The organism is Curvibacter sp. GW821-FHT09D12 (genome assembly GCF_059416245.1).
Genome location: NZ_JBWKOU010000009.1, coordinates 46859 through 70156, shown reverse-complemented (window position 1 = coordinate 70156; position 23298 = coordinate 46859). Strand labels below are relative to the sequence as shown.

The 23298-nt window shown below is 58.7% G+C and carries 32 protein-coding genes and 1 pseudogene; 28 read left to right on the top strand and 5 right to left on the bottom strand.

The features are described from left to right. Positions 1-181 precede the first annotated feature (181 nt). The 3 genes from AC07PT_RS16125 to AC07PT_RS16115 form a co-directional block, all read right to left on the bottom strand. Positions 182-340: a hypothetical protein gene (locus tag AC07PT_RS16125; RefSeq protein ID WP_494657312.1), complete on the bottom strand. Its 159-nt coding sequence runs from the start codon at positions 338-340 to the stop codon at positions 182-184. Positions 341-658: 318 nt separating this feature from the next. Beyond that, complete coding sequence (locus AC07PT_RS16120; RefSeq protein ID WP_494657311.1) at positions 659-1018, bottom strand: SurA N-terminal domain-containing protein; 360 nt, start codon at positions 1016-1018, stop codon at positions 659-661. 295 nt (positions 1019-1313) lie between these two features. After that, positions 1314-1556 carry a transcriptional regulator gene (locus AC07PT_RS16115; protein WP_494657310.1) on the bottom strand — a complete coding sequence of 81 codons (243 nt, stop codon included), beginning with the start codon at positions 1554-1556 and terminating at the stop codon, positions 1314-1316. 81 nt (positions 1557-1637) lie between these two features. Between AC07PT_RS16115 and AC07PT_RS16110 the strand changes: the two genes are divergently transcribed. From AC07PT_RS16110 to AC07PT_RS16100, 3 genes are read left to right on the top strand one after another with little or no spacing between them, the layout of a single operon-like run. Continuing rightward, a complete protein-coding gene (locus AC07PT_RS16110; protein ID WP_494657309.1) occupies positions 1638-2309 on the top strand; it encodes a S24 family peptidase in 672 nt (223 codons plus the stop codon). Positions 2310-2352: 43 nt separating this feature from the next. Then, positions 2353-3021 (top strand): DUF4124 domain-containing protein, encoded by a 669-nt coding sequence (locus tag AC07PT_RS16105; protein WP_494657308.1) that lies wholly within the window; start codon positions 2353-2355, stop codon positions 3019-3021. Positions 3022-3031: 10 nt separating this feature from the next. Beyond that, on the top strand, positions 3032-3220 hold the full coding sequence (locus AC07PT_RS16100) for a hypothetical protein (RefSeq protein ID WP_494657307.1): 189 nt from the start codon (positions 3032-3034) through the stop codon (positions 3218-3220). Positions 3221-3279: 59 nt separating this feature from the next. On the opposite strand, the gene AC07PT_RS16095 is transcribed toward AC07PT_RS16100, so the two are convergent. Continuing rightward, entirely contained in the window at positions 3280-3522 is a 243-nt protein-coding gene (locus tag AC07PT_RS16095; protein WP_494657306.1) for an Arc family DNA-binding protein, read from the bottom strand. Positions 3523-3635: 113 nt separating this feature from the next. Here AC07PT_RS16095 and AC07PT_RS16090 point away from each other — a divergent pair, with 113 nt between their 5' ends. The 24 genes and pseudogenes from AC07PT_RS16090 to AC07PT_RS15975 all read left to right on the top strand — a co-directional run bounded on the left by AC07PT_RS16090 (position 3636) and on the right by AC07PT_RS15975 (position 20804). Further along, entirely contained in the window at positions 3636-3848 is a 213-nt protein-coding gene (locus AC07PT_RS16090; RefSeq protein ID WP_494657436.1) for an Arc family DNA-binding protein, read from the top strand. Positions 3849-4708: 860 nt separating this feature from the next. Then, positions 4709-5440: a hypothetical protein gene (locus AC07PT_RS16085; protein WP_494657305.1), complete on the top strand. Its 732-nt coding sequence runs from the start codon at positions 4709-4711 to the stop codon at positions 5438-5440. Positions 5441-5506: 66 nt separating this feature from the next. Next, positions 5507-5992, top strand: a complete 486-nt coding sequence (locus AC07PT_RS16080; RefSeq protein ID WP_494657304.1) for a hypothetical protein — start codon at positions 5507-5509, stop codon at positions 5990-5992. Beyond that, complete coding sequence (locus AC07PT_RS16075; RefSeq protein WP_494657303.1) at positions 5989-6330, top strand: hypothetical protein; 342 nt, start codon at positions 5989-5991, stop codon at positions 6328-6330. The genes AC07PT_RS16080 and AC07PT_RS16075 overlap by 4 nt, the downstream gene beginning before the upstream one ends. 139 nt (positions 6331-6469) lie before the next feature. Further along, positions 6470-7285 (top strand): ERF family protein, encoded by an 816-nt coding sequence (locus AC07PT_RS16070; protein WP_494657302.1) that lies wholly within the window; start codon positions 6470-6472, stop codon positions 7283-7285. Beyond that, positions 7282-8016 (top strand): hypothetical protein, encoded by a 735-nt coding sequence (locus tag AC07PT_RS16065; RefSeq protein WP_494657301.1) that lies wholly within the window; start codon positions 7282-7284, stop codon positions 8014-8016. The genes AC07PT_RS16070 and AC07PT_RS16065 overlap by 4 nt, the downstream gene beginning before the upstream one ends. A gap of 10 nt (positions 8017-8026) precedes the next feature. Then, positions 8027-9229, top strand: a complete 1203-nt coding sequence (locus AC07PT_RS16060) for a hypothetical protein (RefSeq protein WP_494657300.1) — start codon at positions 8027-8029, stop codon at positions 9227-9229. Between the two features lie 65 nt (positions 9230-9294). Next, positions 9295-10215 (top strand): prohibitin family protein, encoded by a 921-nt coding sequence (locus AC07PT_RS16055; protein ID WP_494657299.1) that lies wholly within the window; start codon positions 9295-9297, stop codon positions 10213-10215. 67 nt (positions 10216-10282) lie between these two features. Next, positions 10283-10531 carry a KTSC domain-containing protein gene (locus tag AC07PT_RS16050; protein ID WP_494657297.1) on the top strand — a complete coding sequence of 83 codons (249 nt, stop codon included), beginning with the start codon at positions 10283-10285 and terminating at the stop codon, positions 10529-10531. Positions 10532-10541: 10 nt separating this feature from the next. Beyond that, positions 10542-11459: a ParB/RepB/Spo0J family partition protein gene (locus AC07PT_RS16045; protein WP_494657296.1), complete on the top strand. Its 918-nt coding sequence runs from the start codon at positions 10542-10544 to the stop codon at positions 11457-11459. Positions 11460-11783: 324 nt separating this feature from the next. Then, positions 11784-12704, top strand: a complete 921-nt coding sequence (locus tag AC07PT_RS16040; RefSeq protein ID WP_494657295.1) for a recombination-associated protein RdgC — start codon at positions 11784-11786, stop codon at positions 12702-12704. Beyond that, complete coding sequence (locus tag AC07PT_RS16035) at positions 12701-13198, top strand: DUF1643 domain-containing protein (RefSeq protein WP_494657294.1); 498 nt, start codon at positions 12701-12703, stop codon at positions 13196-13198. The genes AC07PT_RS16040 and AC07PT_RS16035 overlap by 4 nt, the downstream gene beginning before the upstream one ends. Before the next feature lie 44 nt (positions 13199-13242). Beyond that, positions 13243-13731 carry a hypothetical protein gene (locus AC07PT_RS16030; RefSeq protein WP_494657293.1) on the top strand — a complete coding sequence of 163 codons (489 nt, stop codon included), beginning with the start codon at positions 13243-13245 and terminating at the stop codon, positions 13729-13731. Positions 13732-13739: 8 nt separating this feature from the next. After that, positions 13740-14192 (top strand): hypothetical protein, encoded by a 453-nt coding sequence (locus AC07PT_RS16025; protein ID WP_494657292.1) that lies wholly within the window; start codon positions 13740-13742, stop codon positions 14190-14192. Positions 14193-14383: 191 nt separating this feature from the next. Beyond that, positions 14384-14857: pseudogene (locus AC07PT_RS16020) on the top strand (DNA cytosine methyltransferase); the annotation flags it as partial. A gap of 235 nt (positions 14858-15092) precedes the next feature. Next, positions 15093-15626: a hypothetical protein gene (locus tag AC07PT_RS16015; protein WP_494657437.1), complete on the top strand. Its 534-nt coding sequence runs from the start codon at positions 15093-15095 to the stop codon at positions 15624-15626. Then, positions 15623-16156, top strand: coding sequence for a hypothetical protein (locus AC07PT_RS16010; protein WP_494657291.1), 534 nt, complete (start codon positions 15623-15625; stop codon positions 16154-16156). Before AC07PT_RS16015 ends, AC07PT_RS16010 begins: the two co-directional genes overlap by 4 nt. Next, positions 16153-16461, top strand: coding sequence for a hypothetical protein (locus AC07PT_RS16005; RefSeq protein ID WP_494657290.1), 309 nt, complete (start codon positions 16153-16155; stop codon positions 16459-16461). The genes AC07PT_RS16010 and AC07PT_RS16005 overlap by 4 nt, the downstream gene beginning before the upstream one ends. Then, on the top strand, positions 16448-17971 hold the full coding sequence (locus AC07PT_RS16000; RefSeq protein ID WP_494657289.1) for a hypothetical protein: 1524 nt from the start codon (positions 16448-16450) through the stop codon (positions 17969-17971). The genes AC07PT_RS16005 and AC07PT_RS16000 overlap by 14 nt, the downstream gene beginning before the upstream one ends. Continuing rightward, complete coding sequence (locus tag AC07PT_RS15995) at positions 17971-18606, top strand: hypothetical protein (protein ID WP_494657288.1); 636 nt, start codon at positions 17971-17973, stop codon at positions 18604-18606. The genes AC07PT_RS16000 and AC07PT_RS15995 overlap by 1 nt, the downstream gene beginning before the upstream one ends. 5 nt (positions 18607-18611) lie before the next feature. Continuing rightward, positions 18612-18821, top strand: coding sequence for a hypothetical protein (locus tag AC07PT_RS15990; RefSeq protein ID WP_494657287.1), 210 nt, complete (start codon positions 18612-18614; stop codon positions 18819-18821). A gap of 142 nt (positions 18822-18963) precedes the next feature. Further along, positions 18964-19515, top strand: coding sequence for a hypothetical protein (locus AC07PT_RS15985; protein ID WP_494657286.1), 552 nt, complete (start codon positions 18964-18966; stop codon positions 19513-19515). A gap of 57 nt (positions 19516-19572) precedes the next feature. Next, complete coding sequence (locus AC07PT_RS15980; protein WP_494657285.1) at positions 19573-20511, top strand: phage Gp37/Gp68 family protein; 939 nt, start codon at positions 19573-19575, stop codon at positions 20509-20511. A gap of 83 nt (positions 20512-20594) precedes the next feature. Next, positions 20595-20804, top strand: a complete 210-nt coding sequence (locus tag AC07PT_RS15975; protein ID WP_494657284.1) for a helix-turn-helix transcriptional regulator — start codon at positions 20595-20597, stop codon at positions 20802-20804. Here the strand turns inward: AC07PT_RS15975 and AC07PT_RS15970 are convergent. Then, positions 20793-22073, bottom strand: a complete 1281-nt coding sequence (locus AC07PT_RS15970) for a tyrosine-type recombinase/integrase (RefSeq protein ID WP_494657283.1) — start codon at positions 22071-22073, stop codon at positions 20793-20795. The two genes, AC07PT_RS15975 and AC07PT_RS15970, sit on opposite strands and share 12 nt — an antisense overlap. Before the next feature lie 195 nt (positions 22074-22268). On the opposite strand from AC07PT_RS15970, the gene AC07PT_RS15965 reads away from it, so the two are divergent. Next, positions 22269-23276 carry a D-2-hydroxyacid dehydrogenase family protein gene (locus tag AC07PT_RS15965; RefSeq protein ID WP_492346395.1) on the top strand — a complete coding sequence of 336 codons (1008 nt, stop codon included), beginning with the start codon at positions 22269-22271 and terminating at the stop codon, positions 23274-23276. Positions 23277-23298 lie beyond the last annotated feature (22 nt).

Here is a 23298-nt window from a genome sequence, read left to right as displayed (position 1 = left end):
GACCGCGGTGATGCTGGAGAAATTTCCCGTGCAGCAGTCATCAGCGTAGGCCACGTCTTGATGAGCCGCCCATCGAGGGTCAGTTGATCAACAGGCCGGCCGAGGCCGTTTGGTCTCAGGGGGATTGAACCTGTACTGACACCTTTTGGGCGCACAGATTGGAATGCGTTGAGCACGGTCATCAGATGCCCCCTTTCACCAGGGCACGGCGCTTGTCGACCGTGGCCTGTGGAGTTGGATCGATTGAGAAATTTCCACGATTCCGGTGAGCCAGATAGTCGGGGTGGGCCAGATGGATGCGCGTGCAGATCTCGCTCTTGCGCACCTCTCGGGTGGACATGACGCTGGGGCGCCGTGGGGTCTGGAAAGCATTCACAGTGGCCCCCATGGAATGAGGCGGATCCGGGTGTTGCGAACCTTGATAAACAGGCCGCCACGGCGGAAGAACAGCGGGGATTGCCAGTACAGCTTCATGCGACCTCCGCGACGAGATCGGCATGCGCCAGTTCCAGCGCATGGCTGTTGAAAGCCTGCTGCCAGATATCGTGATCGGCATGGCCTACCGGATAAGGATTGCTCACGGCACCGCCGTGATGTGCTGCTAAAGCGTCTCGGCAGGCTATTGCCTCTACTGACAAGTTATGAGGGGCGATCATGCTCAAAGCCCCCCGTTCTGCCGGTCATTTGCAGGGACATTGGTAACGGCGCGCACAAGACGGTCATTCGATACTCTTGCCACATGCTCAAGACCAAAGGCCCGAACCCGCAGGCAGATTCGAACCAACTCAGCCGGAGTCATCCGCTGCTCGGAAGCGATCTCCTTGAGCTTGTCCAGGGTCTCCTCATCAATGCGAACGCCACCCAGATCAGCTGTCAGCTTCCCAAAAGCATCCGATTCAGCGGTCCGTGCGCACATAACGGTAGCTTCAAGGCCCTCCAGCAAGCTGGGAACTGGCAATTGGATTTTTGGAACAGCAGGGCTTCGCTCGTTCCACCAGGAGTCGGTGTATTTGGTCATGGTCAGGTCCAATCAAATGATCTGGATGAGTTCGCCCCTGCCGTCGATGAGAGCGACGACATGGGAATCAGCACCGGTAGCGAGGTCGATACCGATGTGAGTTGGGATGAGTGGGTGCGCGGCAGAGAGGAAAGAGCCAGGGCCTGGGGCCCAGCCCCGGCCATTGACCGGTGCAGTCCTGGGCCATGGATCCCGCTGACCAAGAGGTGGTCTGCAGGAAGGCGGTTCTGACATGCCGGCCATCGTGGGTCTGGCGCATCCAGTGAGAGATGCGGGATCCATGGGGATCGGCATGTCAGGCTCCACCTTGGTGGGCCACCTGGACCATCTCGGGCCAGATCTGCTTCCACTTTTCAGGAAAGAGGTCTCGGCGCGTGACCTTGAAACCAGCTTCCTTTTCAATCGTGGCGCCCTGCTCATAGGGGACGGCGCGCTTCCCATCACGCCAAAAGCAAACGGCTTGGGGGGTGACGCCACAGGCAGAGGCCAGTTTGGTTGGACCTCCTGCAAGGGCTACGGCTTTTTGGATAGGTGTCATGAGGCCGAATTCTACAGTTGTAGAAATGCGAAATCAACACCTGTATTTGTCACTAACTCAACAGTTGTTTAGCCTCGACCAATGTCACTAGGGAAACAAATTCGTCGGTATCGAGAGGCTGCCGGCCTGACTCTTGAGGAGTTGGCTGATCTGTCGCACGTTGATGGCGGGACCATCAATGCACTTGAAAACAGAAATAGCAAGCGCTCGATGTATGGAGCCGCGCTCGCGAAGGCCTTTGGGGTCTCGCTTGAGCGTCTTCTTGACGAGGCGCTCCCGCCACCGAGCAAAGATGAGAAGGTGGCACTTGCTGCCATCTCAACTAGCCATGAGGCAGGCCCGTTCCCAGCTGTTCCAGAGGTCAAATTTGTCCTCGAAGCAGGCAATGGATCGTTCAAGTTTGAGGTTCAGGGGGAATCTGATGCCCCCATCCTGTTCAGCCGCAAGTGGTACAAGGACCGCGGCCTGACTCATAAGTCACTGCTCGCTGCTCGCGTACCAGATGACTCCATGGCTACTGCGCTTTCCCAGGGTGACACCGTCGTAATTGATACCAGCTCCAACCGCCCAATCGAAGGAGTTGCATTTGGGATCAATTTCGAGGGTCAATTTTTGGTCCGGCGTGCGATCAGAGATGCCGGGGAATGGTGGCTCTTTGCCGATTCGCAATCTGTAGTTTTCCCGAAGAAGATCATGGACTCCAACGTCCACCTCTTGGGCAGAGTGGTACACAAGCGAAGCGACAAGGTTTAAGGCCCTCAAGCGGCAAAGATCGCCGGGGCGCAGGGAGATTGTCGTGATCAGAGAGTTTTCTCTGCTGTGCGCCCTTTTGTCGGGCGTTGGCGCGTTTGCGCAGGTCTACAAATGCACCGATGAGAGAACTGGTGCGATCACCTTTTCTGATCGCCGATGCTCTACCAGAGAGCATGAGGCACATGTGCTCAATCGCGTTGATCCAAGACGCCTTGCTGCAGAGCAGCGAGAAACAGTAGTGGCCATGGCTCGTCTTGCGAAAGAGAAATCCGAAATCGAAGCCAATGAGCGCCGGCAAGCAGCTGGCGGTGGGTATGGCGGCGGAGGCTCGTCATGGGATTGCCAGATGGCTCGCAAAAATGCAACCACCTCAAGCACCAGCCTCACTATCAATAGGAAGGCCAATCAACAGGCCTACATGCAGGAGCTTCAAAGTGCCGACCAAAAATGTGGCAGCGGCGAGAGCCAGGTAACTGCTCGACAGCGAGAGAAGATGGAGGAAGCTGCAAAGCCAAAGCCATACGTGCCAATTCCGCCCCCGATGACAGCGCCAGACACTTCAACACAGTGGCGAACTCTTCGCTCATGCATCAATGAGGTCTGCACGGACGATCAAGGAGAAACCTATCGTGTTTCAGGTCCTCAACAAATGACCAACACTTGGACAGGTCAGACTTGCCGGATTGATTCATTGACCGGTAAGTGCCGGTAAGGAGGAAATCATGAAGCCCAAGAAACTCATCAGCACCGTTGTAGTCACTACTATCTCAGCGCCCACTTTTGCGGGCTATGGCAACATGGGATCTGACTCGATAGATAGCTCAGGAGGTACCGGCGATCTGAGCAACCTAGTGTGGGGCGCACTCATTGTTGGTGGCCTGCTATGGCTATGGAAGAAGTTCATGGGATGACCACCCAAACCAAGGCAACTTGAGCCCGCCATGTGCGGGCTTTTTCCTACCTAGTGCCTTTAAACCTGGTCACCTAACTTTTTGAGGCGACTGTCAACGATCTTGAGAACATCATCCCTGGTCAGGGGTGGCTCTTTCCTCCGCATCCCGAGCTCTGCGATCTCTCGATGCTTCAGGCCGGCCTCAATGAGGGAACGTAACTCTTCATTTCGACTTCGGTTGAGTTCCTGGGCCGATGCATCCACCTTTTCCAGAATGTGCGCAGGCAATCTGAACTTGATTTGAGGGTCTGTGGAAGCCATGGCTCAGATGATATCTAGGCGTGAGTCACCGTGATTCACGCCGCCATGAGTTGCAGCCAGAGATAGCCTTGGATTACAGTGAGAACAGGTACCACTTTTGGTACCTCCTCACAATGAAAAATGCTCGAAAACTCCCAACGACAAGCATCAGGATCCCGAGTGAACTGAAGGCTTACCTTGTTGCGCGATCTCAAGAAAACAGGCGTTCACTCAACGATGAGATATGGAACCGCCTGGAAGGATCTAGAGTTTTTGATCAGCAAGTCGCCACATCAGAAGACGATAAAGACCATCTTCGCAGTTCTATTTTGCCATTTCAAAAATGAATTTGCCCAAAAAATAGGGACCATTTCTGATCCCTTTTTGACCCTGCTCACGTTGTAAGCAAATGTAAGAATAGTTGCTCATTCAACGCACCAGGGAGTATCGGTGACCAAATTCAGCAAGCTAGTTGGCAGGCTTCAACATCTCATTTCATCTGCGGAAGGTCATCGATCCAACGCCCTCAGTCATACAGACCGACGGAGGCCTTTGTGAGTTCCTTTGTCCAGCCAACTTTCAGCCGCGAAGAGCCGTTTTCTCTGTGGCCATTCATCCATTTCACCAATGCAGACTTTGCTGCCAGCGAAGCCGTGAAGCTCTGCAGAAGCGCCGTCTCAGATCGAAGAGACATTGCAGCCATCTTGGCTGACGCCTTTCAATCCCCTCCATCGGGCCCCTCCTCCGCTGCAAGACGGGCTTTCGTGAACGAGCTCATTCAGATGGCAACTCGATAAAAATTTCTACACTTGTTGACGACAATAATTCTACAGTTGTAGAATTCCACTCAAGGCAGCCCAACAAGGTTGTCTCGGGTGGACGGGATCGACCGGCCTCCTGCATGTTCCTGCAGCCACCACGGCTGGGTAAACACAAGGGTGCCGCGGGCAGCAGCGGCTCACAAAAGGTTGTCGGTGCGAAGGCTAGTAGCGCTCTGCCCCCGGATGGGATCAGGCAACGCGAACGAGATAGGGCCGTGGATGGAGGCATCCACGCGCCACTGCACTGCGAAGTCCATCCGCTGGGGCTCAATACGGCGGTGAGGCATTCCGGGAGGCCAAGACAAGCAACGACCGACTGCCCTGGCAACAGGGCGAGAAACAAAGTGGCTCCGCAAGGGGCCTTTTTGTTTTTCAAGGAGCAACCCATGCAAATCGATCTCGCAATTGACCTGCAGTCCGCCATCCAAAAGGCAGTCTCTCCCGAGGCCCTGCAGCCCATCATCGACAAGGCCATTCAGTCGGCTGTCAGCTCGGCGATCAACGACGCCACCGGCTACCGCAGCAAGTTCTCTGAAGCCCTGAAAACCCAGATGGCCGAAGCACTGCCCCACGGCCTGGGTGCGGACGATATGGTCAAGTTCCAGCACGTGCTGAACGGCGTCATCACCAAGCTGGTGGGCGAAGCCAACACCAATACCATTCGAACCGCGTTCGATCAGGCGCTGAAGGCCGTCATGCCCGAGGTGCCTGCAGTCGTCAAACTCTCCGCGTTCATGGAGATCGCGAGAGACGGATTCCACAAGGAGAAACACGAAGCGTTTTATGCCTTCTGGAAACCCTCTGAGTTCGGAGGCGGCGGCTGGCTCTACCTGGACAAGGACGAGAAGCCTGGACACAGCTCCAGCTACAGCACCTACAGCGCATTTGACCGTGACGACGCGAAATACAAGGCTTCCTTCCGGCTGGCGGTCACAGAAGACGGCGCCGTGTACGCGCTGCACATGGATGGCAAAGTGGTAACTCCAGTATCACTGCCCGACGTGATCAGCCAATTCGACACGACCCTCATGGCCATGTACGTGGGCCGTACCCGCCTCGAAATCGACATCGACGACGACGACGTGGCAGCCGCAGCCAGCGAGCAATACGAAGATTGACCGCCCATCCCAATTCCAAATATCCAGGCCCGCCCATCGCGGGCTTTTTCACATCTGGAGATCCCCATGGCAACAGACCCCCTCATCAAGGTTGACCAGCCGCTGGAAAAGCGCATCGAGATCAACCAAGTCCCCGGCGATCCGTTCTACCACCCCTCACATTCCAAGATCGCCGATCTCACGGCCAGGCTGATCAAGACGGAGGCAGCGAACGAGCGGTTGATTGCCGAGAACGCTGTTTTGAAAAAGCAACTGACCGAATTTGAGGCCCCCAAGCCGGGGCCTGGTGAGCATGCGGTTCAGGTCTATATCCCTTTCGTCGCCAGGCCTGTGACCGTGCATTTCGAGCCGCCGGAGATTGGTATCGAGATCACCGAGCACCACATCACTCGGGTTGATTTGAGTGGGTGTGACATCAGCCGGCCTCGCAGCACCCGGGGCCTTGATGAAGTCGCAGAAGCAGTGAACTTCGAAATTGCTGCGATGCGCACGGCTGATGAGTACTCACGAGCCGAATCCATCCTTGCATCACTGAATGAGCCAATCGTATGAACAACCTCGAAAATTTTGCCAAGGTCATGATGGCCTGCGTCTTCATGTTGATCATCGCGGCATTCGCTGCCAGCGAGTCAGGCGCCCCGACTGAGTTGGAGGCCGCCCAGCAGACGGCCCTGTCTGTGGAGGATGCTGGCCGCAAGGCGAAGCAGGTAGAGGGTGAGTACCTCTTTGGGCGCCGTGTTCAATTGGCCGGCGATGCGGTATGCATCCGCACTGCTGGACCCAATACGCGGGCCGTCTGGAACGGCCCAGAAGAAACGCTGCACTGCGTTGCTCGCCAAGGGCCTACCAGCAATCGCCTCACAGTTGCAGCCAACGGGGTCAGCCCATGAACCATCGGCAGCGCCGCATCTGGCGCGAAATCAGATGGCACCTCTTCACGGCCTGCGTTCTCCTCTTGGTGACCGCAGGCCTTTTCACTATCGCTGGCATCGCAGCGATGTACATCAAATTCAGACTGTGAGGAACGCAATGGCTGCACGAGCACCAAAACGCGCATCAGTTCAAGAAATGCCCCTGGAGCTGGAAAGTGCCCAGGAACTCATGATGATTCCAGAGGCAACGAAAGCCCTGACTCCGGCGAATGATGCCCCGATCAATTCCCCGTTTGCGATGGCCCTCGATGCAATTGGGAAAGGATTCCCGATTGACCAGCTTGAACGGGTATTTGCCTTCCAAGAACGCTGGGGGGCAAGTGAGGCAAAGAAAGCATTTGTCGAGGCCATGGCGGAGTTCAAGAAGAACCCACCACGCATCACCAAGAACAAGCTGGTCGACTTCGAAAACAAGGTCGGCGGGCGGACGCGATACCGGCATGCCGATCACTTCAGTGTGACGCATCCAATCATTGAGGCTCTTTCTAAGGTGGGCATCAGCCACAAGTGGGACATCCAGCAATCCGGCGGGATTGTTCGAGTCGAATGCATCTTGACTCACAAGCTGGGCCACAGCGAATCGACCAGCATGGAGTCTCCTCCAGACCAGTCTGGCGGGAAGAACCCAATTCAGGCCATCGTCTCGGCAAAGACCTATCTGGAGAGGCACACCTTGCTAGCAGCTACCGGCTTGTCCACGGAAGACATCGAGGACGATGACGGGGCCGGAGCCGGGGTATTTGCGGGAACCACTGCGCCAGTGTCTGAGTTGGTTCAAGGATGGATCGACTATGTGCTCTCGCTCCGAGGAGACCAGGAGAAATTCAGGGAGGGCCTGAAGGAGGCCCGTCGAACAATCAGCGGTGCCCGAGATGCTGCAGGCCTGCGCGCTTTCAATGCGAGGGTTTCATGAAAGAACTGCTCATCCGATGCTCATCGCTGGGCAAGATCATGACCGAGCCGCGCACCAAGTCTGAGGGCATCCTCTCGGTTGGGGCCAAGACCTACATCAGAAAGCTGGCTGCTCAGGAGATTTTCGGAGTCGATTTCGAGATCTCCTCAAAGCAGCTTATCAAGGGGGTCACAGTCGAGCCAGAGAGCATCGCCCTGCTCAACCGAGTCAGAGGACTGAACCTGGAGAAGAACACCGAGCGCCGAACAGATGGCTTCCTGACCGGTGAGTGCGATTTGTTCGACAAGCAGCGCCGCCGCGGCAATGACCTGAAGTCTTCCTGGTCCCTGGCAACCTTTCCGGCCTTTGAAGCCGACTGCTACGACAAAGAGTACGAGTGGCAATGCCGTGGCTATATGAAGCTCTGGGATGCTGATGAATGGGAAGTCGATTACGCCATGATCGACACCCCAGACGAGCTGATCGGGTATGAAGACATGTCCCTGCACATCGTCTCGCACATCCCCGAGCACATGCGCCTCACCTCCTGGGTGATCAAGCGCGACAAAGAGAAAGAGGCATTGATCGTCGAGCGCGTGAAGGCCGCCCGCGACTACCTCAGAGAGGTCATCGCTGAGTTCGATCAGACCCACCAGATCGGTGGCATGCCAGTCGCTCCAGTTGCCTCTCCATCACCCTCCCCTGCAACCACCAAGGCACAGGCAATTGAGGCCAGCGCCTTCGAATTTTGAGGACCACATCATGAACAACCCCATCGCATTCCCTGAAATCGAAATGCCAGCTCCTACCCAGGTCGCTGAAGCTGTCGCCACAGCGCTGGATCTCTCGAAGATCAATCTGTCTGATGTGGCACTCCACCAATTCGGGAAGTGGCGCGACAAGGCCGCCGAGTCCCGCAAAACCCTGACTGGTGTGCAGCATGACCTCAGCACCAAGTCAAAGATCGATGAAGCCAAGAGCCTCCGGCAGCGCCTCATCAATGAACCGCTGGCTGATGCTCGAAAGGTGTCGAAAGCCGTCAAGTCCAAGCTCAACGCAGTCAGCAGCGAGGTTGGTGAAGAACTGACCAAGATCGAGGCTGAGTACACCGAAATTGCCAAGCTGATCACCCCCCAGATCGAAGCCCGTGAGGCCGAGCTGGCCGAAGAGAAGCGGATTGCCGACGAGAAGGAGGAAAAACGCAAGGCCGATATTCAGGCCCGGATCGATGTGATAACGGCTTGCGCGGTCCGTGCCCGAGCGCCCGAAATGACCTCCGAGCGAATTCAGAAAGGCATCGATTTGGTGGATGCCATCACAGTCGATGACACATTCGCTGAATTCAAGGTGGCTGCTGAAGAAGCGAAGTCAGCCACCCTGGAAACCATGCGCGCCCTGGCAGCCAGCGCCAAGGCCCGCGAGGAGGCCGCAGCCTTGGTGGAAGCGCAGCGCATTGAGAACGAGCGCGTGGCCGAAGCCCTGGCTGCCAAGCAGGCAGAACTGGAAAAGGCTGCTGAAGAACTGCGGGCCCTGCAGGCCGCCCAGAAGGCAGAAGCCGACCGACTGGAGGCTGCCAAGGTCCAGCCAACTGAAAAGACCGAATTCGTCTCTCCATACCCTGATCCGATCCGTCATTCGGAGCCAGAACGCATTCAGGCCCAGCCCGAAATCCAGCAGGAGGGCCAGGAAGTTCAGATGCAGGACCAGGCCCCGGCCGCCAACGCTGAAACCGTGCAACCCACCGCAGAAGAAGTGACCCGGGAAAACGCCATGAACCTGGGCGAGATCAATGAGTTCTTGCAGGTCTCCACCGTCAATGCCGAGCAACTGAAGATGCTGGGCTTTGAGCATGCAGGCCGGGACCGTCGCTCCTTCCTCTACCGCAACAGCGATCTCCCCAAGATCTGCAACGCCCTGTCCATTCACTTTGCCGGGCTTGCAGCCTCCTTCCGTAAGGCGGCCTGAACCGGTCCCTCTTCTCCCTCCCCTATTGCCCGCCATCGAGCGGGCTTTCTTTTTGGAGCATCCAAATGTTCAGCAAAATAAAATTTCCCGGACTCAACTTCAACCCCAAGCAGACCATCATCTACGGTGTCGGCGGCATGCTCGCTGCATTCGTGATCAGCTCAATCTGGCCCATTGCAAGCGTTCCCACCGGCAGCCGTGGCGTGATCACGGTGGGCGGCGCTATCAAGCGAGTTGAGGCCGAGGGCTTCACCCTGATCATGCCTTGGGAGCGCCTGTCGCTTTTCAGCATCCGCGCCGAAGAGGCCCCAGTGGACAATGCCCAGGGCAGCACCAGCGACACCCAGCCGGTGCACATCTCGCTGACCGTGCGCTACAGCATCCGTACCGACAAGGTAAGTGAGGTCTTTGAGCAGTACAGCCACGACGGCAATCTGCAGTCCTACGTGCAGACGGCAACCCAGGAAGTCGTGAAGGCAGTGAGCGCACGCTACAACGCCCCCGATCTGATCGCGAAGCGCGCTGAGGTCTCCCTGGCCATCCAGTCGGGGTTGAGCACCAAGCTGGCCCAGTACGGTGCCCAAGTGATCAACGTGGACATGCGCAACTTCGCGTTCTCCAACGACTACATGCAGGCCATCAGCCAGAAGGTGACACAGGAACAGTTGCGCCTGGCAGCCGAGAACAAGGTGCGCACCATCGAAGCCGAGCAAAAGTCAAAGGTTGCGATTGCCGAAGCTGAGGCCACGGCCCTGAAGGCAAAGGCGGATGGCGAGGCGTATGCGAACCTGAAGATCGCCCAAGCCCAAGCCGAAGCGCTGTCGATCCAGAACAAGGCCTTGGCCCAGAACAAGGATGTCTTGGAACTGCGCCGCATCGAGGTGGACAAGGTGAAAGCCGAAAAGTGGGATGGAAAGCTGCCCGTCAACATCTATGCCGGAGCACCGATTCCATTCCTGAATGCCAGCCCTGTTGGCAAGCAGTAGTCCCAACCTGCCCCTTCAACCAGCCCGCCAAGTGCGGGCTTTTTTTCGTCCATCGAGGAATCAAACCATGTCCAAGAGCCATCCCAACATCACCCTCAACCCGGTGAAGTCCAGCCAGATCGAGTCTGTTGGCTACGACGCTGCCAGCAAAACCCTGGCCGTGAAATTCAACCGCGGCAATGGTTCGGTCTACCACTACCCAGGGGTTGAGGAAAAAGCCTGGAAGGAACTGATCGGCGCCAAGTCCATCGGTGCCCACTTCGGCCAGCACATCAAGAAGCTGCCCTTCAACAAGATCGAACCCAAGACCAAGTAAAGGAGCTGACATGTCGTCATTTCGAGAAATGAGGCAGGCGAAGGTGCTGCAGCGCCTGGATGCCTATCGCCTCCGGCTGGATCAGATCCACGTCGAAGAGGGATTCAACCTGCCCGAGGCCCCGGAGGAATTCGAGGCCCGCGTGGAGGGCATGGTCACATTCCTCACGAACGGCGGCGAGTTGCCGGCGCTTGAGGTCCGGGACCGTGCAGAGGGTGGCGTCTATGTCGTGGACGGCCATGCCCGGCGAATGGCCTACATCTATGCCGAGCAGCGCGGCATCGAAGAGGTCAAGAATCCTGATGACGGATTCGTCTGGGTCGATGTCAGGCAATTCAAAGGCAACGACATTGATCGGACCGTTCGCCTGTTCACCTCAACCGAGGGCCGGGTGCTTTCCCCCCTGCAACAGGCGGAGGTCATGAAGCGCCTGCGGGCCTTCGGCTGGACAGTTGACCAGATCGCAAAGCGCCTGAATCGGTCACACGAGCGGGTGCGCCAACTGCTGGACCTGGGTGATGCGAATTCGGATGTTCAGCAGATGGTCCAGACCGGCGAGGTGGCGGCTGCAGTGGCCATCAAGGCCCAGCGCCAACACGGCGACGGCGCAGGCCAGGTACTGGGCGAGCAGCTCAAGAAGGCCAAGGCATCCGGGAAGACGAAGCTCACCGCTGGATCTGTCGAAGAGAAGCGGGTCCGCGTCTCTGCCCTGACCGTCGAATCGGCCCGCCTGGACTTCCTCATTGAGAACAAGGCCATCGTCCAGCAGGGCGGAAAGATGGACCTCTCGAAGCCAGACGCGAAATCTCAAACCGGTTGCTGGCTCTTCTTCACTGAGGATGAGTCCACACAGGCCGGCGTCTATCCAAATGCACGAGCGTCCATTGACGCAGCGATATCAAAAATGGCCGAGCAAAAGGCCGGCTGATCTCAGCCTGCCTTCGTGAACTCCCATCCTGCATGGCGATCTTTCTTATCGCCATCACAGGTCAATATTGACCCGCATGTCTTGCATTGATATGTCGTCAATGCCCCAGTCGACATACCACCGCTGATCCGCCCCCACGGCCTGGAATCAACTTTGACCAAGCCTCCGTGGGGCGGTGTGTCATTCATCTTGGTGCTGATCTCTTGGCAGTCTGCACAAGGTTCCATTTCTATCTCCCAAAAAGTATTGATTCTCCACTCTCCAACGGAGATTCAAAAATGAAACAGGCCTGTGACAACAGGCCTTTCTTCTTCTGGATCAAGCATGTTCAAAAACCTCATCATCTACCGCTTGGCTCCTGGCCTGGGCCCGAATCTGGATCTCGATACCGTTGAGCAGTCCATGTCCAAGGCTCGCTTTGTGGAGTGCGGCCCCACCCAAGAGCGCGCATCCGGATGGGTCGAGCCCCGAGGCGAAGCCCATGGCCCCCTGGTCGAATCTATCGGCGGCCAGTGGATCATCAAATTCCAAACCGAGACAAAGGCTGTGCCTGCCGCTGTACTGGCGCGCAAGGCCAAGGAAGTGGCTCTGCACATCGAGCAGACCACCGGCCGAAAGCCAGGCCGCAAGGAAACGAAGGAGATCAAGGAAGAACTGAAGCTGACCCTTCTGCCCAATGCCTTCAGCAAGGTGGGCGCTTCGCTGGTCTGGATCGACAGGGCCGCAGGCCTGCTGATGATCGATGCCGGCAGCCAGTCGCGTGCCGATGAAGTGGTGACAGGCCTGGTCAAGTCGATTGATGGCTTTTCGGTGGCACTGCTGGACACGCAGCAGAGCCCCGTGAGCGCAATGGCCGAATGGCTGACCACGCAGGAGCCACCGGCCGGCTTCGCCATTGAGCAGGAATGCGAGCTGAAGGCCGGCGACGAATCCAAGTCAGTGGTGCGCTACGGCCGCCACCCGCTGGACACCGAAGAGGTCAAACAGCACATCGCCCAGGGCAAGCTGCCCACAAAGCTGGCCCTGAGCTGGGACGACCGTGTTTCGTTTGTGCTGACCGAAGGCATGCAGCTCAAGAAGCTGAATTTTCAAGACGTTGTCTTTGAAGGCAAGTTGGCCGACGATGGCGGGTTTGATGCCGATGTGGCGATTGCAACCGGCGAACTGGTTCAGATGCTGCCCGACCTGATTGCGGCGCTGGGCGGTGAAGCTCAGCGCCCAACCGTGGAAGGAAGCCCCCAATGAGTGCCATCATTTCACCATGCGGCCTGTACCGCTATCGCCTGGAGCGGACGATTGCTCCAGCCGGCCCGGTCTATGCCTTTTTCGGCATCAACCCAAGCACGGCAGATGCCAACATTGACGATGCCACTGTGCGCAAGTGGATTGGCTTCTGCAAACGCTGGGGGGCCTCGCGCTTCATTGTGGGCAATGTCTTCGCCTTCCGAGCTACCGACGTTCGTGAACTGGCCAGCATTGAAGATCCACATGGCCCCGACATCGGTGACCACATCACAGCAATCATCGAAGAGGCAGACATCCTGGTGCCCTGCTGGGGCAACACCACGAAGGTTCCGCCGAAGCTGCAAGAGTTCTTCGATGTACTGATAGATGCGCTGGTCAGCTCTGAAAAGCCTGTGAAGTGCTTTGGCCTGACAAAGGCTGGCGATCCAATGCATCCACTGATGCTTGGCTACAGCACACCGCTGGTGCCATGGCAGGAAGGCGGTTCCCAATGAGCCGCCGATTCGGACGAAACCAGCGCCGCCGGGCCCGCGAGGCCTTGGCCACCAAAGCCCAGGAATTGACGACCCTGGGTTACCAGCTCAAAGCCACCAATCATGAGCTGGGTGAGCAGCGGGTGCGGGCCCGCGTAGCAGATGCAGTCATGGATGCCCTACGCGCCGTGCTTGGCGATGAGTCGGTGGCACTGCCGGCGTCCCTCAAGATGGTCGGCGACACGAAGCTGCATTTGATGCAGTACGTCAGCGACCCCGGCGGATTTGACGAATTTGACCTTTCCGACTCGTCGCCGTGCGAGACCTTGACCTACCGCCTGGCCGGCCTGCTGGAGGTCAACGTAGGCAGAGACCACTGGGCGCGCCGTGCGCACTTTGAAGCCCAGTTCAAAGGTGACCCGGTGGCCGCCTACTACATCGACCTGGATGTCTTCAGGCTCAAGAAAAGCGACTTTGCGAACAACCTGATCGAGCGCGAAGTGTCGCGCCAGGTGGCCCGTATGTTCATAACCAAGATGATGCAGGGGGGATAGCTGTGAAGATGGCAAAACCCTCTGCCCGCGACATCGATGCGGGATTTGAACTGCTCGGCATCCTGCGGGATATCGATGGTCGATTTGGCGGCCCCTGGCCTGTTCATGGGCCCAAAGACCTCACTGCATTGGGCGATGAGGAATTCGACGCCGACGATCCTGAGCACCTGAAGGCTCTCTACAACCACTTGGTCAAAACGCTGCGCAGTGCGCCAGGCTATCCCGGCCGCGTGCTGGGCGGAATGTGCGCCGTCATCTGCTGGGACCGGAATGCGATTCTCGACCCTGCGCCCGACTACCTGGAGCTGCATCCAGATCTGCTGGAAGGCCTGGAGCTGCTGAAGGCCAAGCGAGCCGACTTCCTGCCTAGCCTGGAGCGCCAAGCGCGTGCCGCAGTGGCCGAGACCATTGAACGCGCAGCGGCCCGGCACTTGTCGGAAATGGGAATCCCTGCCGCCTGATCCGCCCCACCACCTCAACCAGCCCTCCTAGTGAGGGCTTTTTTTCGCCTGAACCATGCACACCAAGACCATCAATCACGTCCACATGTTCTGCGGCCTGGGCGGCAGTTCCCGTGGATTCAACCCGACCCGACCTGTGGAGGGAATTCAATGTGGCTCTTAATTCCATTGAACTCTGCGCAGGTGTCGGCATGCTCGGAGAAGGCGTCCGCGCCGCATTCGCTCATCTTGGGATCGAGCACCGAACCGTTTGCTACGTGGAGCGGGAAGCCCCTGCCGCCAGCCAGCTTGTCACGCTTATGGAAGCGGGAGCCCTTGATCCGGCGCCTGTCTGGTCTGACATGCTCACCTTCGACGGCGCAGCTTGGCGCGACTGTGTGGATCTCGTCATTGCGGGCTTCCCGTGCCAGGACCTCTCCATTGCAGGCCGGCGGGCCGGCCTGGATGGGAAGCGCTCCGGGCTCTTCTTTCGGGTTCTCGACATTGCCGACGCTTGCGGTGCGTGGGGCCTCGTTCTGGAGAACGTCGCAGGCATCGCTACTGCCACCACCTCCGTTGTGGACGAAGCCGAAGGGGCGCTCGAAGAGCGCGCCGCCGCCCGCGTCCTGGGAGAACTGGCCGACCGCGGGTGGCATGCGGAATGGATCACTTTGTCAGCAGCCGACGTGGGTGCCAGCCATGGGCGGGCCAGGTGGTTCTGCTTTGCCTGGCGCATGGAGCACCCCTTGTGCGCACGATGGGCGCAGACCCGGGCCGGATCTGAGGTCTACCCAGGGTGCCAATCTGAACCGGGAGGCGTCGACCTGGATGACGCCAAGTGTCTCCAACGCTCAGGGCAACCAGTACACGCGAGACCAGGGGACTGCAGGTGCCGAGCGGCTGACGCTGACAGGCCAGGCCATGAACTGGACCACGCCTTCAGCGTCGGACGGCGATCGAGGCGGCCGGATGACGCCGGCCATGACGGGCAGCTCGCTGACCCAGCAGGTGGGGTCATGGCCCACGCCAACGGCGCAGGACTGCGAGCAATCCGGCGGGGCGAAGTGCACGGCAACCGGGAGACGGGGGCAGTCGCTGTGGCACGCCGCGACCGCCGAATGGCCGACCCCGGCCAGCAGGGACTTTCGGACACCAAACAGTCAGGAAAGCCAGGCGCGCCGCCAGCACTCCGGCGGCGAGCAGCTTCCGAACTTCGTGGAGCACCACTTTTCGCACCCGGTCCTATCGACCCTCGATGGCCGTCCATTGTCGCCAACAGGCCGGACCTTGCCCCGGCGGTTGAACCCGGCGTTCGCATGCTGGCTGATGGGATGGCCTATCTGGTGGACGAATCCCGCACTCACCAGCTCCGTCAGGTCGGAAATGGCGTTGTACCGCTGCAGGCTGCAGCAGCACTTGTGCAGCTTCTTTGGCGAGCCGGATTTGCCTGAATGAAAGACCAAGGAGAAAACAGCATGAAAACAGCACACCGAAATGCATCCCTAGCAAAGCACCAGATCCGCCACCAAGCGGCCATCTACGGACTCATGACACGAGTGCAGCCCCTCGTCAAAGAGGAGCACGCAACCATGATGAACCCGATCCGCATGGCCTATGAGCGGATGCGGACTGGCTCGGCCGACCAGGCCGACATCGAGGCCTTGCAGCGCTCCATGAAGTTCGGAGAGGTCCGGAGCGAGTCCATCGACGCCATTTGCGTTGAGGTGTTCGTACGAGCCCTGGAATCGCTGGATCGCATTCAAGCGCGGGCTCAGCGCACGCGGACCATTGGCCTTGATGCCCAGGCTATGCAAGACCTGCAGGCCGGCATGGATCTGGTTTCCGATCTGCTGGAGAAATCCACGATGCATGACATCTTGACCTCTGGTGATGAGGCGGCCCGGCGCCTGCGCGCTGAGGGAAAGCTGGGCTCTGTTGCCGGCATCCAGCTTGACTCCAACACCAGAGAAGAGGTTTCGCCATGAAGGAAACCACATCCACCCACTACGAGTTCACCCTGCCGAGTGGCCTGGTGATGAGCCTCACCAACATCCCTGCCTCAGATGCCCAGGCCATTGAGGATGGGCTCAACGGAATGGCAAAGCTGCGGGCCGAATTCGAAAGCTACAAGGAGGCCTCAGAAGAGGTCTTTGGAACCGTGGTCGACCAGAAGAAAGACCTTGAAAAGAAGGTCGAACGTCAATTCGAAACCATCCAATCACAGCAGCAGGTCATCGTGCGCATGCGAACCCAGCTGGAAGCAAAAGGAACCCCCTATGTCCACGCCTGAAGAAGAACTTAACCCCTGCCCAAATTGCGACGGCACCAAGGTGATCGAGGTCTGTGCCAGCATGGATCCGGCATCCGGCCTGATCAAGGAATGCTGCCCGGCCTGCCATGGGACCGGGTACCAGAAGAACGACCTGCAGCCGGACTTCATGGGCACGCCAAAGCGCAAGCTCGACCAGCTGCTGGCTGAGGGCTTTCGTGTCACCGGCTTTGCCATCGAGCGCCATGCTGAGGGCGTCGAACCCGTGCGCGGCTTCATCACCGTGGGCGGCCTGGTGGGCTGGTGGACGCCAGGCATGCAGGCGCTGGAGCGTGCCCATGTGGCCATGGAAGCGCTGCGGGTGCGGTGCGAGCAGGCTGAGGCTGCGATTGATGCGGCCCAGGCTGTGGAACGGGAGCGGGATGAGCTGCGCGCCCAGGTGGAGGCGCTGAGCAAGTCGCAGGAGCCGGTGCATTGGAGGGCTATTCTCGCAGCCGACCAAGTGCCACATCAGCTCAAGACGTCAATGCACATCGTTGGATTCCGCAACAAAGGCTCGGCCGATCAATTTGTTGCTGAGCAGTTGGACTTCCAGGGTTGGCGATACACGCTGGAGCCGCTCTATGCCCATCCGGCACCCCATCCCTCGCTGACACGGCCATCCGTGCCGGAGGGGTGGGAACAGGTTGAGGCCATCGCGGTTGCCCGTTACAAGGTCGCCGCATCAGACCAAAGCATGTTTCACAGGCATGCAGTTGTTGCAGGAGATGGTAAGCAGCAACTCTATTTGGGACGCGAGGTTGAGTGCGAAATCATGGCGAGGAAGTTTGCCAACGCATTCCTTGACGGAGCTTTTGTAGCTCAGGGACTTCTCGCCGCCCCGCGGCCAGAGCAGGCGGAAAGGCCAGCCGTGCCGGAGGGGTGGGTGCCATGTTGCGTGTCTTTTGACGGTGGCGCCCCCGAAGAAGTGGCCTACGGCCCCAAGGTGATGATGGACCGCTTGCAGAAGTGGTTGAGCAAGCACTTTGCACGGGTCATTCGCGACAAGCTCGAAAAAGGCGCCGGCCCGCAGACTGAGGCCTACGCCCCACTCACACCTGACGAGGTGCGCGACCTGACCTGCATGCAATCCGGCGCCCCCTGGTCAGATGCCCACCTGACTGCACTGGGGGAGGTCATTGCCACCTATGAGCAGCTTCGCCACGAAGGAAAGCGCCCCGTGGATCCCGCCACATCGCCAGAGGCAGAGCAGCCAGTCAGGGTTGAGATTCACACCAGTATTTCCACCCCACCAACCGGGCTGATGACGATGGCGATAAAAGCCCTTACCGATGATGCGCGCCGGTATCGATGGCTCACCGATGACAGCGCATCTCCTGAAATGCAGGCACGAGTGAAGGAGGTGGCAGCCTCAATCCACCTCAACAGCAAGGCCGTGACTGACTTCACCATCGACGGGGCCAGCCAGCTTACAGGGCCGCAGCGGACAGTCGCTGAGATCTATGCCACTGCAAAAAAAGGAGGTGCGTGATGGAGTACAAAACCCAAGAGAAGCCTCTGAAGGCCTACGAGGTTCGCGAAAGTGGTGAGGGCTGCTGCACCATCGAATTTGCCACCAGTGGAGTGGCGGCCCGCCGCAATGGAGCAGGCGAGCTGTGCGTGGATTTTGAGGACATTGAGTCCTGCTGCCGCGCACCATGGGCCGACGAATATGCCCCCGGCCCTGTGCCAGTGCGTGCAACCCTGGCGGCTGGCTGGTGGCACACCTGCAGCGGCTGCCAGTGCACATTCGACGCTGAAGGCCGCCGCGATGGGGAATTCGATCGCGAAGACGCCTTTGAGCCCGTCGATGTTGGCAGCTCTCCCTTCTGCAGCCCTACCTGCATGATGGTGGACTGGGCTGAGCGCCGAGGTCGTCAGGCCCGCGAGCATGCTGCCATCGAGGCGGCCACGACCAAATGGCCAGATGCGCTTTCTGCCTTTACCTATGAGAACTATGGGCCATCGCGTGAGCTTGTGCGTTTCGTAGACGTGCGCCTGCCAGGGCTTGAGTACCACGTGGGATGGGTGCCAGGCGAGACCGAGGCGAGCGTGTCTCGATGCGATTTGGATACCTTCAATCGGCTGTATGGGGTGAAGGAAGAAGCACAGAAAGGCGGTGCGTGATGGGCATGCAGCACTACCGCCGATTTCGCGGCCACGAGATCACCGTCGAACGTGGATCGAAGGCTGAGAACTGGTACATCCAAGTGTTCTCGCCAAGCGGGGGCTACAGCTATGACGGCTGGTGGCGCGATTCGGCCAGCAAGACCGTCAATGAGGCCTTCCGAGAAGCAAAGCGTGGTGCCTGCCTGGTGCCTGCAAAGAAAGGCGGTGCGTGATGTGGACCCCCGCATGGTTCGATGCGCTGTTCATTGTGATTACATCCCCAGTCACCTGGGTAGTTGTCGGCATCGTCCTGGTCCTGCTGATAGGACTGCTGCTGCGGGCAGCCTGGCGGCTGGTCCGGAAAGGCGGAGCAGCATGAGCACGCCCCCCATCGCCCGCGCTGAACTCGTGCGCATGGCCGCCTCAGCGGGATTGGGCCAGTACCTGCCCGCCGAGGGAGGCCTGCCTGGCACATGGTGGGGCACCAACCTTGAGAGCCTGGAGCGCTTCGCCCACCTGGTGATCGAGGACTTCCTGAGCCGGTCGGGCCAGTACCTGACCAACGACGTGACCCGTGAGGCAGCCATTGCTGAGGCCGTGGCGGCTGAGCGCGAGGCCATCATTGCTGCTTGCCGGGCCAGGGCCGACGAGTGGCAGAAGCGCCCAGGCCGATGGCAGCACCACCAGGGGGCCGCCATCGGCGCGCTGGTCTGTGTGGAGCTGGTTGAGGAAAGGGGGCGTGCGCCCGAAGTGCCGGGGTGCTGGTGCCTGACCTGCAGGCCGATGAGGCCCGTCGAAGATCACGGAAGCGTTCGCATGGCGCTGTGCCCGACCTGCGGCAATAAGCGCTGCCCAAAGGCCAATGATCACCGGCAGGCCTGCACAGGAAGCAACGAACCGGGCCAGCCTGGAAGCGCCTACCCCTGACCTACCCCACCCCTACCAAGGCCCCTACCCAGGGGCCTTTTCTTTTTGGAGAACGCCATGAGCGAGAACAGCAAAATCGAATGGACCGACCACACTTTTAACCCCTGGATTGGCTGCACCAAGGTTGGCCCAGGATGCGACCACTGCTATGCCGAGAACCTGATGGACAAGCGCATGGGCGTGGCCGTGTGGGGACCAGGCAATCAGCGCGTCCGCACCAAGGCTGCAAACTGGCGCAAGCCGCTGGCATGGGATGCCAACCATGAGGCGTTCTTTGCCGAGCATGGCCGCCGCCAGCGCGTGTTTTGCGCCTCGCTGGCCGATGTGTTTGACAACGCGGTTGACCCGCAGTGGCGCCGTGACCTTTTCAATCTGATCTTGTCGACACCAAATCTCGATTGGCTGCTGCTCACCAAGCGCATTGGAAATGTGGCCGCCATGATCAGCGAGACGCTGCCAGAAAACATGAAGGGCCTGGACAAAGATCACCCATTGGCATGGCCCTGGCCACATGTCTGGATCGGTGCCACGATCACCAGCCAGTCCGAAGCAGACCGCGACATCCCCAAGCTGCTGCAGGTGCCCGCCCGTGTGCGCTTCCTGAGCATGGAACCACTGCTTGGGCCGGTGGACCTCACGAGCATTGAAATGTTCGACGGTGACGCCGAAATCTACCCGCTCAAGGGCACGACCAATTGCGTGAATGACGAAGGTGAACCAGCAGAAGACGTTCCTGCGCTGGACTGGGTGATCGTCGGCGGCGAGAGCGGCCCCGGCGCCCGCCCCATGCACCCCGACTGGGCCCGCAGTCTGCGCGACCAGTGCCAGGCGGCCAGAGTGCCGTATTTATTCAAGCAGTGGGGTGAACACATGCCAAAGAGCAATCACATGGGCCTGAGCGACCGAGAGATCAATCCAAACATGATGATCCGCATCGGAAAGAAAGCTGCCGGCCGGCTGCTGGATGGCGACACCTGGACCCAGTTTCCGCGGTAACCAGCGAACTCCAATCAACCCCACGGCCCGCCAAGTGCGGGCCTTCTCTATTCAGCACCATGCCTACCGTATCCATTGAACCCATGTACCTCTCCCGTGAAGAGGTGGCCAAATTCGTCAGCCTGTCAGAAGAGGTGATTTATCGAATGGCAAACCAAGGTGAATTCCCACGGCCGCGCCGCCTGTCGAATCGTCGAGTCGGGTGGCTGGTGAGGGAGGTCAGGGAATGGGCTGAGGGCCGTCCTGTGTCGGAAATCCTGCCGCCTGAAAACACCGGTCACTCAAACCGCTGATGCGATCTCTTCAAGCCTGGCAGATAGGAGGCTCAGCCAATGCCTCTTTTCCTTGTCGTAGTGGTATAGGTTGTATGTGCCCACGATGCCGGGCTGAACGTGCCCAATGATCGCTTCGGCAATCTCATTGGGGCAGCCCAGGGATGCAAGCAACGTTCTCCCGGTTCGCCTCAAATCATGGGGAGACCAATGAGTAACTTGAAAGCGCTCGCGAGTGATGTCCGGCCGCGACTTGCTGTAAGGCATCCGAAAATGGATCGGAGATCCTACGTTGACCTGCAGCAGGTGCGTTTTCACCCCCTGCTTTGTCGTTCTCGGGAACAGATATCCGCCCTGGAATCTCTCCATCCTGCGGCTGACCACCTCCAGCGCTCTGCCGATCAATGGCACGCGATGGTCAGTTGCTGATTCAATATGTCGATTCTTGGTGAGGCTCTTTGGCAGGGTCCACCACACCCCATCATCTTCTTTGGTCACCTGGCTGGCATGCATTTGGACCAGCTCTACACCTCGGCTACATGTCCACAGGTAGAGCGTCACGACGTCCCGCACCGCCTCGCTCATCAGGCCAATGTCTTCGCGAAGCAGCGTCCCCATCTCTGGGACCGAAAGAACCCGCTTCGAAGTCCCCTTTCTCACTCCATCTCGCATTGCTCCCTTTGACTTCATTTTGGGGCCAGCCACCTGACGCCACCAGTTTGGAGTCTCATCCGGAAGAAGCCCCGCATCCATCGCCAAGTTCCAAGCCGCCCCTAACTCGGCCTTGACCGATTTGGCAAGGATGGCCGTGCTGGACATGCTTGCCATCAGCTCAAAGACCATCTTCCGACTCACCTCGGAAGCCGGCATTAAGGAAAAAGGTTCTGTTGCGCGCCTGAGCCGCTGAGCAACAGCAATAGCCCCTTTGGGCTCTCGGTTATTCTTAAGATGGCCTTCAGCGTAGGCTTCGACGACATCAGACACCGTGGTGACCTTGATGGCGGCCTCTTCCTCAGCCTGCCGGCGTAGCTTTTTCTTATCCAACGCGGGATCTACGCCTGACGCCCGAAGTTCTTTGAGCTCCTGCCACCTGGTGACTGCGTTGATCCAACCCATCGCTGGCCACTCACCGATCTTGACCTGGCGCATGCGCCCATCCACCGGGCTCTTGAAGCGATAGATCCATGTGCGCTTTGTCGCAGTAGCCTCAAGGCGCAATCCCTTGACCTCCTCGAAGGCGATAGACTCACCTGGATTCATAGCTTTCGCTGTACGAGCATCGAATTTCAAGGACTCCCCCAAGTGCGGTTTGGCGTGATTCTACAAACCTACGCCAAACCTACGCCAAGTAAGCTAGTGGAGCGGCGATTTATAGATTCTCCTGACAAACTTCGAAACTGATCAATTTGGGAAAATTCTTTTGCCTTCATAGACTTACAAGTGAATTCCCTTTTAGATCAACGGTTTACAAGACAAAAAGATCCCATGAACATTGTGATTCTGGACGACTACCAAGACGCAGTGCGCAAACTCAATTGCGCAGCACGCCTGGACCCCTTTTCCGCCAAGGTTTACACCAACACGGTGAAAGGCCTTGGGCAGCTGTCCGTGCGGCTCAAGGATGCGGAAGTCATTGTGCTGATTCGGGAGCGGACCCACATCACCCGCCAACTGATCGAAAAACTCCCCAAACTCAGGCTGATTTCACAGACGGGACGGGTGGGCAGTCACATCGATGTTGGCGCCTGCACCGAAAAAGGCATTGCGGTGGCCGAAGGCGTTGGCTCGCCTGTTGCCCCTGCTGAATTGACCTGGGCCCTGATCATGACCAGCATGAGGCGGCTGCCTCAATACATCGCCAACCTCAAGCATGGCGCATGGCAACAATCGGGTCTGAAATCTGCCTCCATGCCGCCCAACTTCGGGTTGGGCAACGTGCTGCGGGGCAAGACCCTGGGCATCTGGGGGTACGGCAAAGTGGGTCAGCTGGTCGCCAGCTATGGCGCTGCATTCGGCATGAATGTGCGCGTCTGGGGGCGCGAGGCATCGCGGGCCCAGGCTTTGTCCGATGGCTACCAGGCGGCCAACAGCCGCGAGGAGTTTTTCGAGCAGTGCGATGTGTTGAGCCTGCACCTGCGCCTGAACGATGACACCCGTGGCATTGTGACCCTCGAAGACTTGTCACGCATGAAATCCAGTTCGCTGATCGTCAATACATCACGAGCCGAGTTGCTGGAGCCCGACGCCCTGATCGCCGCGCTGAACCGGGGCCGTCCCGGCATGGCTGCGGTGGATGTGTTTGAAAGCGAGCCCATTTTGCAGGGACATGCCCTGCTTCGCTTGGAAAACTGCGTTTGTACGCCCCACATCGGTTATGTGGAACTCGACAGTTATGAGCTGTACTTTGGTGCGGCATTCGACAATCTGGTCAACTACATCCGCGGTACGCCCACCAACATCGTCAATCCTGGGGCGCTGCAGGTGCGGCGCTGATCGGACAGCCAGCGACTCGACG

Excerpts from the sequence above, each read along its gene's own strand:
- AC07PT_RS16065 (WP_494657301.1), top strand. The coding sequence starts at position 7,282 with ATGAAAGAACTGCTCATCCGATGCTCATCGCTGGGCAAGATCATGACC.
- AC07PT_RS16090 (WP_494657436.1), top strand. The coding sequence starts at position 3,636 with ATGAAAAATGCTCGAAAACTCCCAACGACAAGCATCAGGATCCCGAGT.
- AC07PT_RS15975 (WP_494657284.1), top strand. The coding sequence starts at position 20,595 with ATGTACCTCTCCCGTGAAGAGGTGGCCAAATTCGTCAGCCTGTCAGAA.
- AC07PT_RS16060 (WP_494657300.1), top strand. The coding sequence starts at position 8,027 with ATGAACAACCCCATCGCATTCCCTGAAATCGAAATGCCAGCTCCTACC.
- AC07PT_RS16110 (WP_494657309.1), top strand. The coding sequence starts at position 1,638 with ATGTCACTAGGGAAACAAATTCGTCGGTATCGAGAGGCTGCCGGCCTG.
- AC07PT_RS15980 (WP_494657285.1), top strand. The coding sequence starts at position 19,573 with ATGAGCGAGAACAGCAAAATCGAATGGACCGACCACACTTTTAACCCC.
- AC07PT_RS16120 (WP_494657311.1), bottom strand. The coding sequence starts at position 1,018 with ATGACCAAATACACCGACTCCTGGTGGAACGAGCGAAGCCCTGCTGTT.
- AC07PT_RS16000 (WP_494657289.1), top strand. The coding sequence starts at position 16,448 with ATGTCCACGCCTGAAGAAGAACTTAACCCCTGCCCAAATTGCGACGGC.
- AC07PT_RS15985 (WP_494657286.1), top strand. The coding sequence starts at position 18,964 with ATGAGCACGCCCCCCATCGCCCGCGCTGAACTCGTGCGCATGGCCGCC.
- AC07PT_RS16095 (WP_494657306.1), bottom strand. The coding sequence starts at position 3,522 with ATGGCTTCCACAGACCCTCAAATCAAGTTCAGATTGCCTGCGCACATT.
- AC07PT_RS16075 (WP_494657303.1), top strand. The coding sequence starts at position 5,989 with ATGAACAACCTCGAAAATTTTGCCAAGGTCATGATGGCCTGCGTCTTC.
- AC07PT_RS16080 (WP_494657304.1), top strand. The coding sequence starts at position 5,507 with ATGGCAACAGACCCCCTCATCAAGGTTGACCAGCCGCTGGAAAAGCGC.
- AC07PT_RS16050 (WP_494657297.1), top strand. The coding sequence starts at position 10,283 with ATGTCCAAGAGCCATCCCAACATCACCCTCAACCCGGTGAAGTCCAGC.
- AC07PT_RS16085 (WP_494657305.1), top strand. The coding sequence starts at position 4,709 with ATGCAAATCGATCTCGCAATTGACCTGCAGTCCGCCATCCAAAAGGCA.
- AC07PT_RS15995 (WP_494657288.1), top strand. The coding sequence starts at position 17,971 with ATGGAGTACAAAACCCAAGAGAAGCCTCTGAAGGCCTACGAGGTTCGC.
- AC07PT_RS16035 (WP_494657294.1), top strand. The coding sequence starts at position 12,701 with ATGAGTGCCATCATTTCACCATGCGGCCTGTACCGCTATCGCCTGGAG.
- AC07PT_RS16055 (WP_494657299.1), top strand. The coding sequence starts at position 9,295 with ATGTTCAGCAAAATAAAATTTCCCGGACTCAACTTCAACCCCAAGCAG.
- AC07PT_RS16005 (WP_494657290.1), top strand. The coding sequence starts at position 16,153 with ATGAAGGAAACCACATCCACCCACTACGAGTTCACCCTGCCGAGTGGC.
- AC07PT_RS16015 (WP_494657437.1), top strand. The coding sequence starts at position 15,093 with ATGAACTGGACCACGCCTTCAGCGTCGGACGGCGATCGAGGCGGCCGG.
- AC07PT_RS16010 (WP_494657291.1), top strand. The coding sequence starts at position 15,623 with ATGAAAGACCAAGGAGAAAACAGCATGAAAACAGCACACCGAAATGCA.
- AC07PT_RS16040 (WP_494657295.1), top strand. The coding sequence starts at position 11,784 with ATGTTCAAAAACCTCATCATCTACCGCTTGGCTCCTGGCCTGGGCCCG.
- AC07PT_RS15965 (WP_492346395.1), top strand. The coding sequence starts at position 22,269 with ATGAACATTGTGATTCTGGACGACTACCAAGACGCAGTGCGCAAACTC.
- AC07PT_RS16115 (WP_494657310.1), bottom strand. The coding sequence starts at position 1,556 with ATGACACCTATCCAAAAAGCCGTAGCCCTTGCAGGAGGTCCAACCAAA.
- AC07PT_RS16100 (WP_494657307.1), top strand. The coding sequence starts at position 3,032 with ATGAAGCCCAAGAAACTCATCAGCACCGTTGTAGTCACTACTATCTCA.
- AC07PT_RS15990 (WP_494657287.1), top strand. The coding sequence starts at position 18,612 with ATGCAGCACTACCGCCGATTTCGCGGCCACGAGATCACCGTCGAACGT.
- AC07PT_RS16045 (WP_494657296.1), top strand. The coding sequence starts at position 10,542 with ATGTCGTCATTTCGAGAAATGAGGCAGGCGAAGGTGCTGCAGCGCCTG.
- AC07PT_RS16070 (WP_494657302.1), top strand. The coding sequence starts at position 6,470 with ATGGCTGCACGAGCACCAAAACGCGCATCAGTTCAAGAAATGCCCCTG.
- AC07PT_RS16125 (WP_494657312.1), bottom strand. The coding sequence starts at position 340 with ATGTCCACCCGAGAGGTGCGCAAGAGCGAGATCTGCACGCGCATCCAT.
- AC07PT_RS16025 (WP_494657292.1), top strand. The coding sequence starts at position 13,740 with ATGGCAAAACCCTCTGCCCGCGACATCGATGCGGGATTTGAACTGCTC.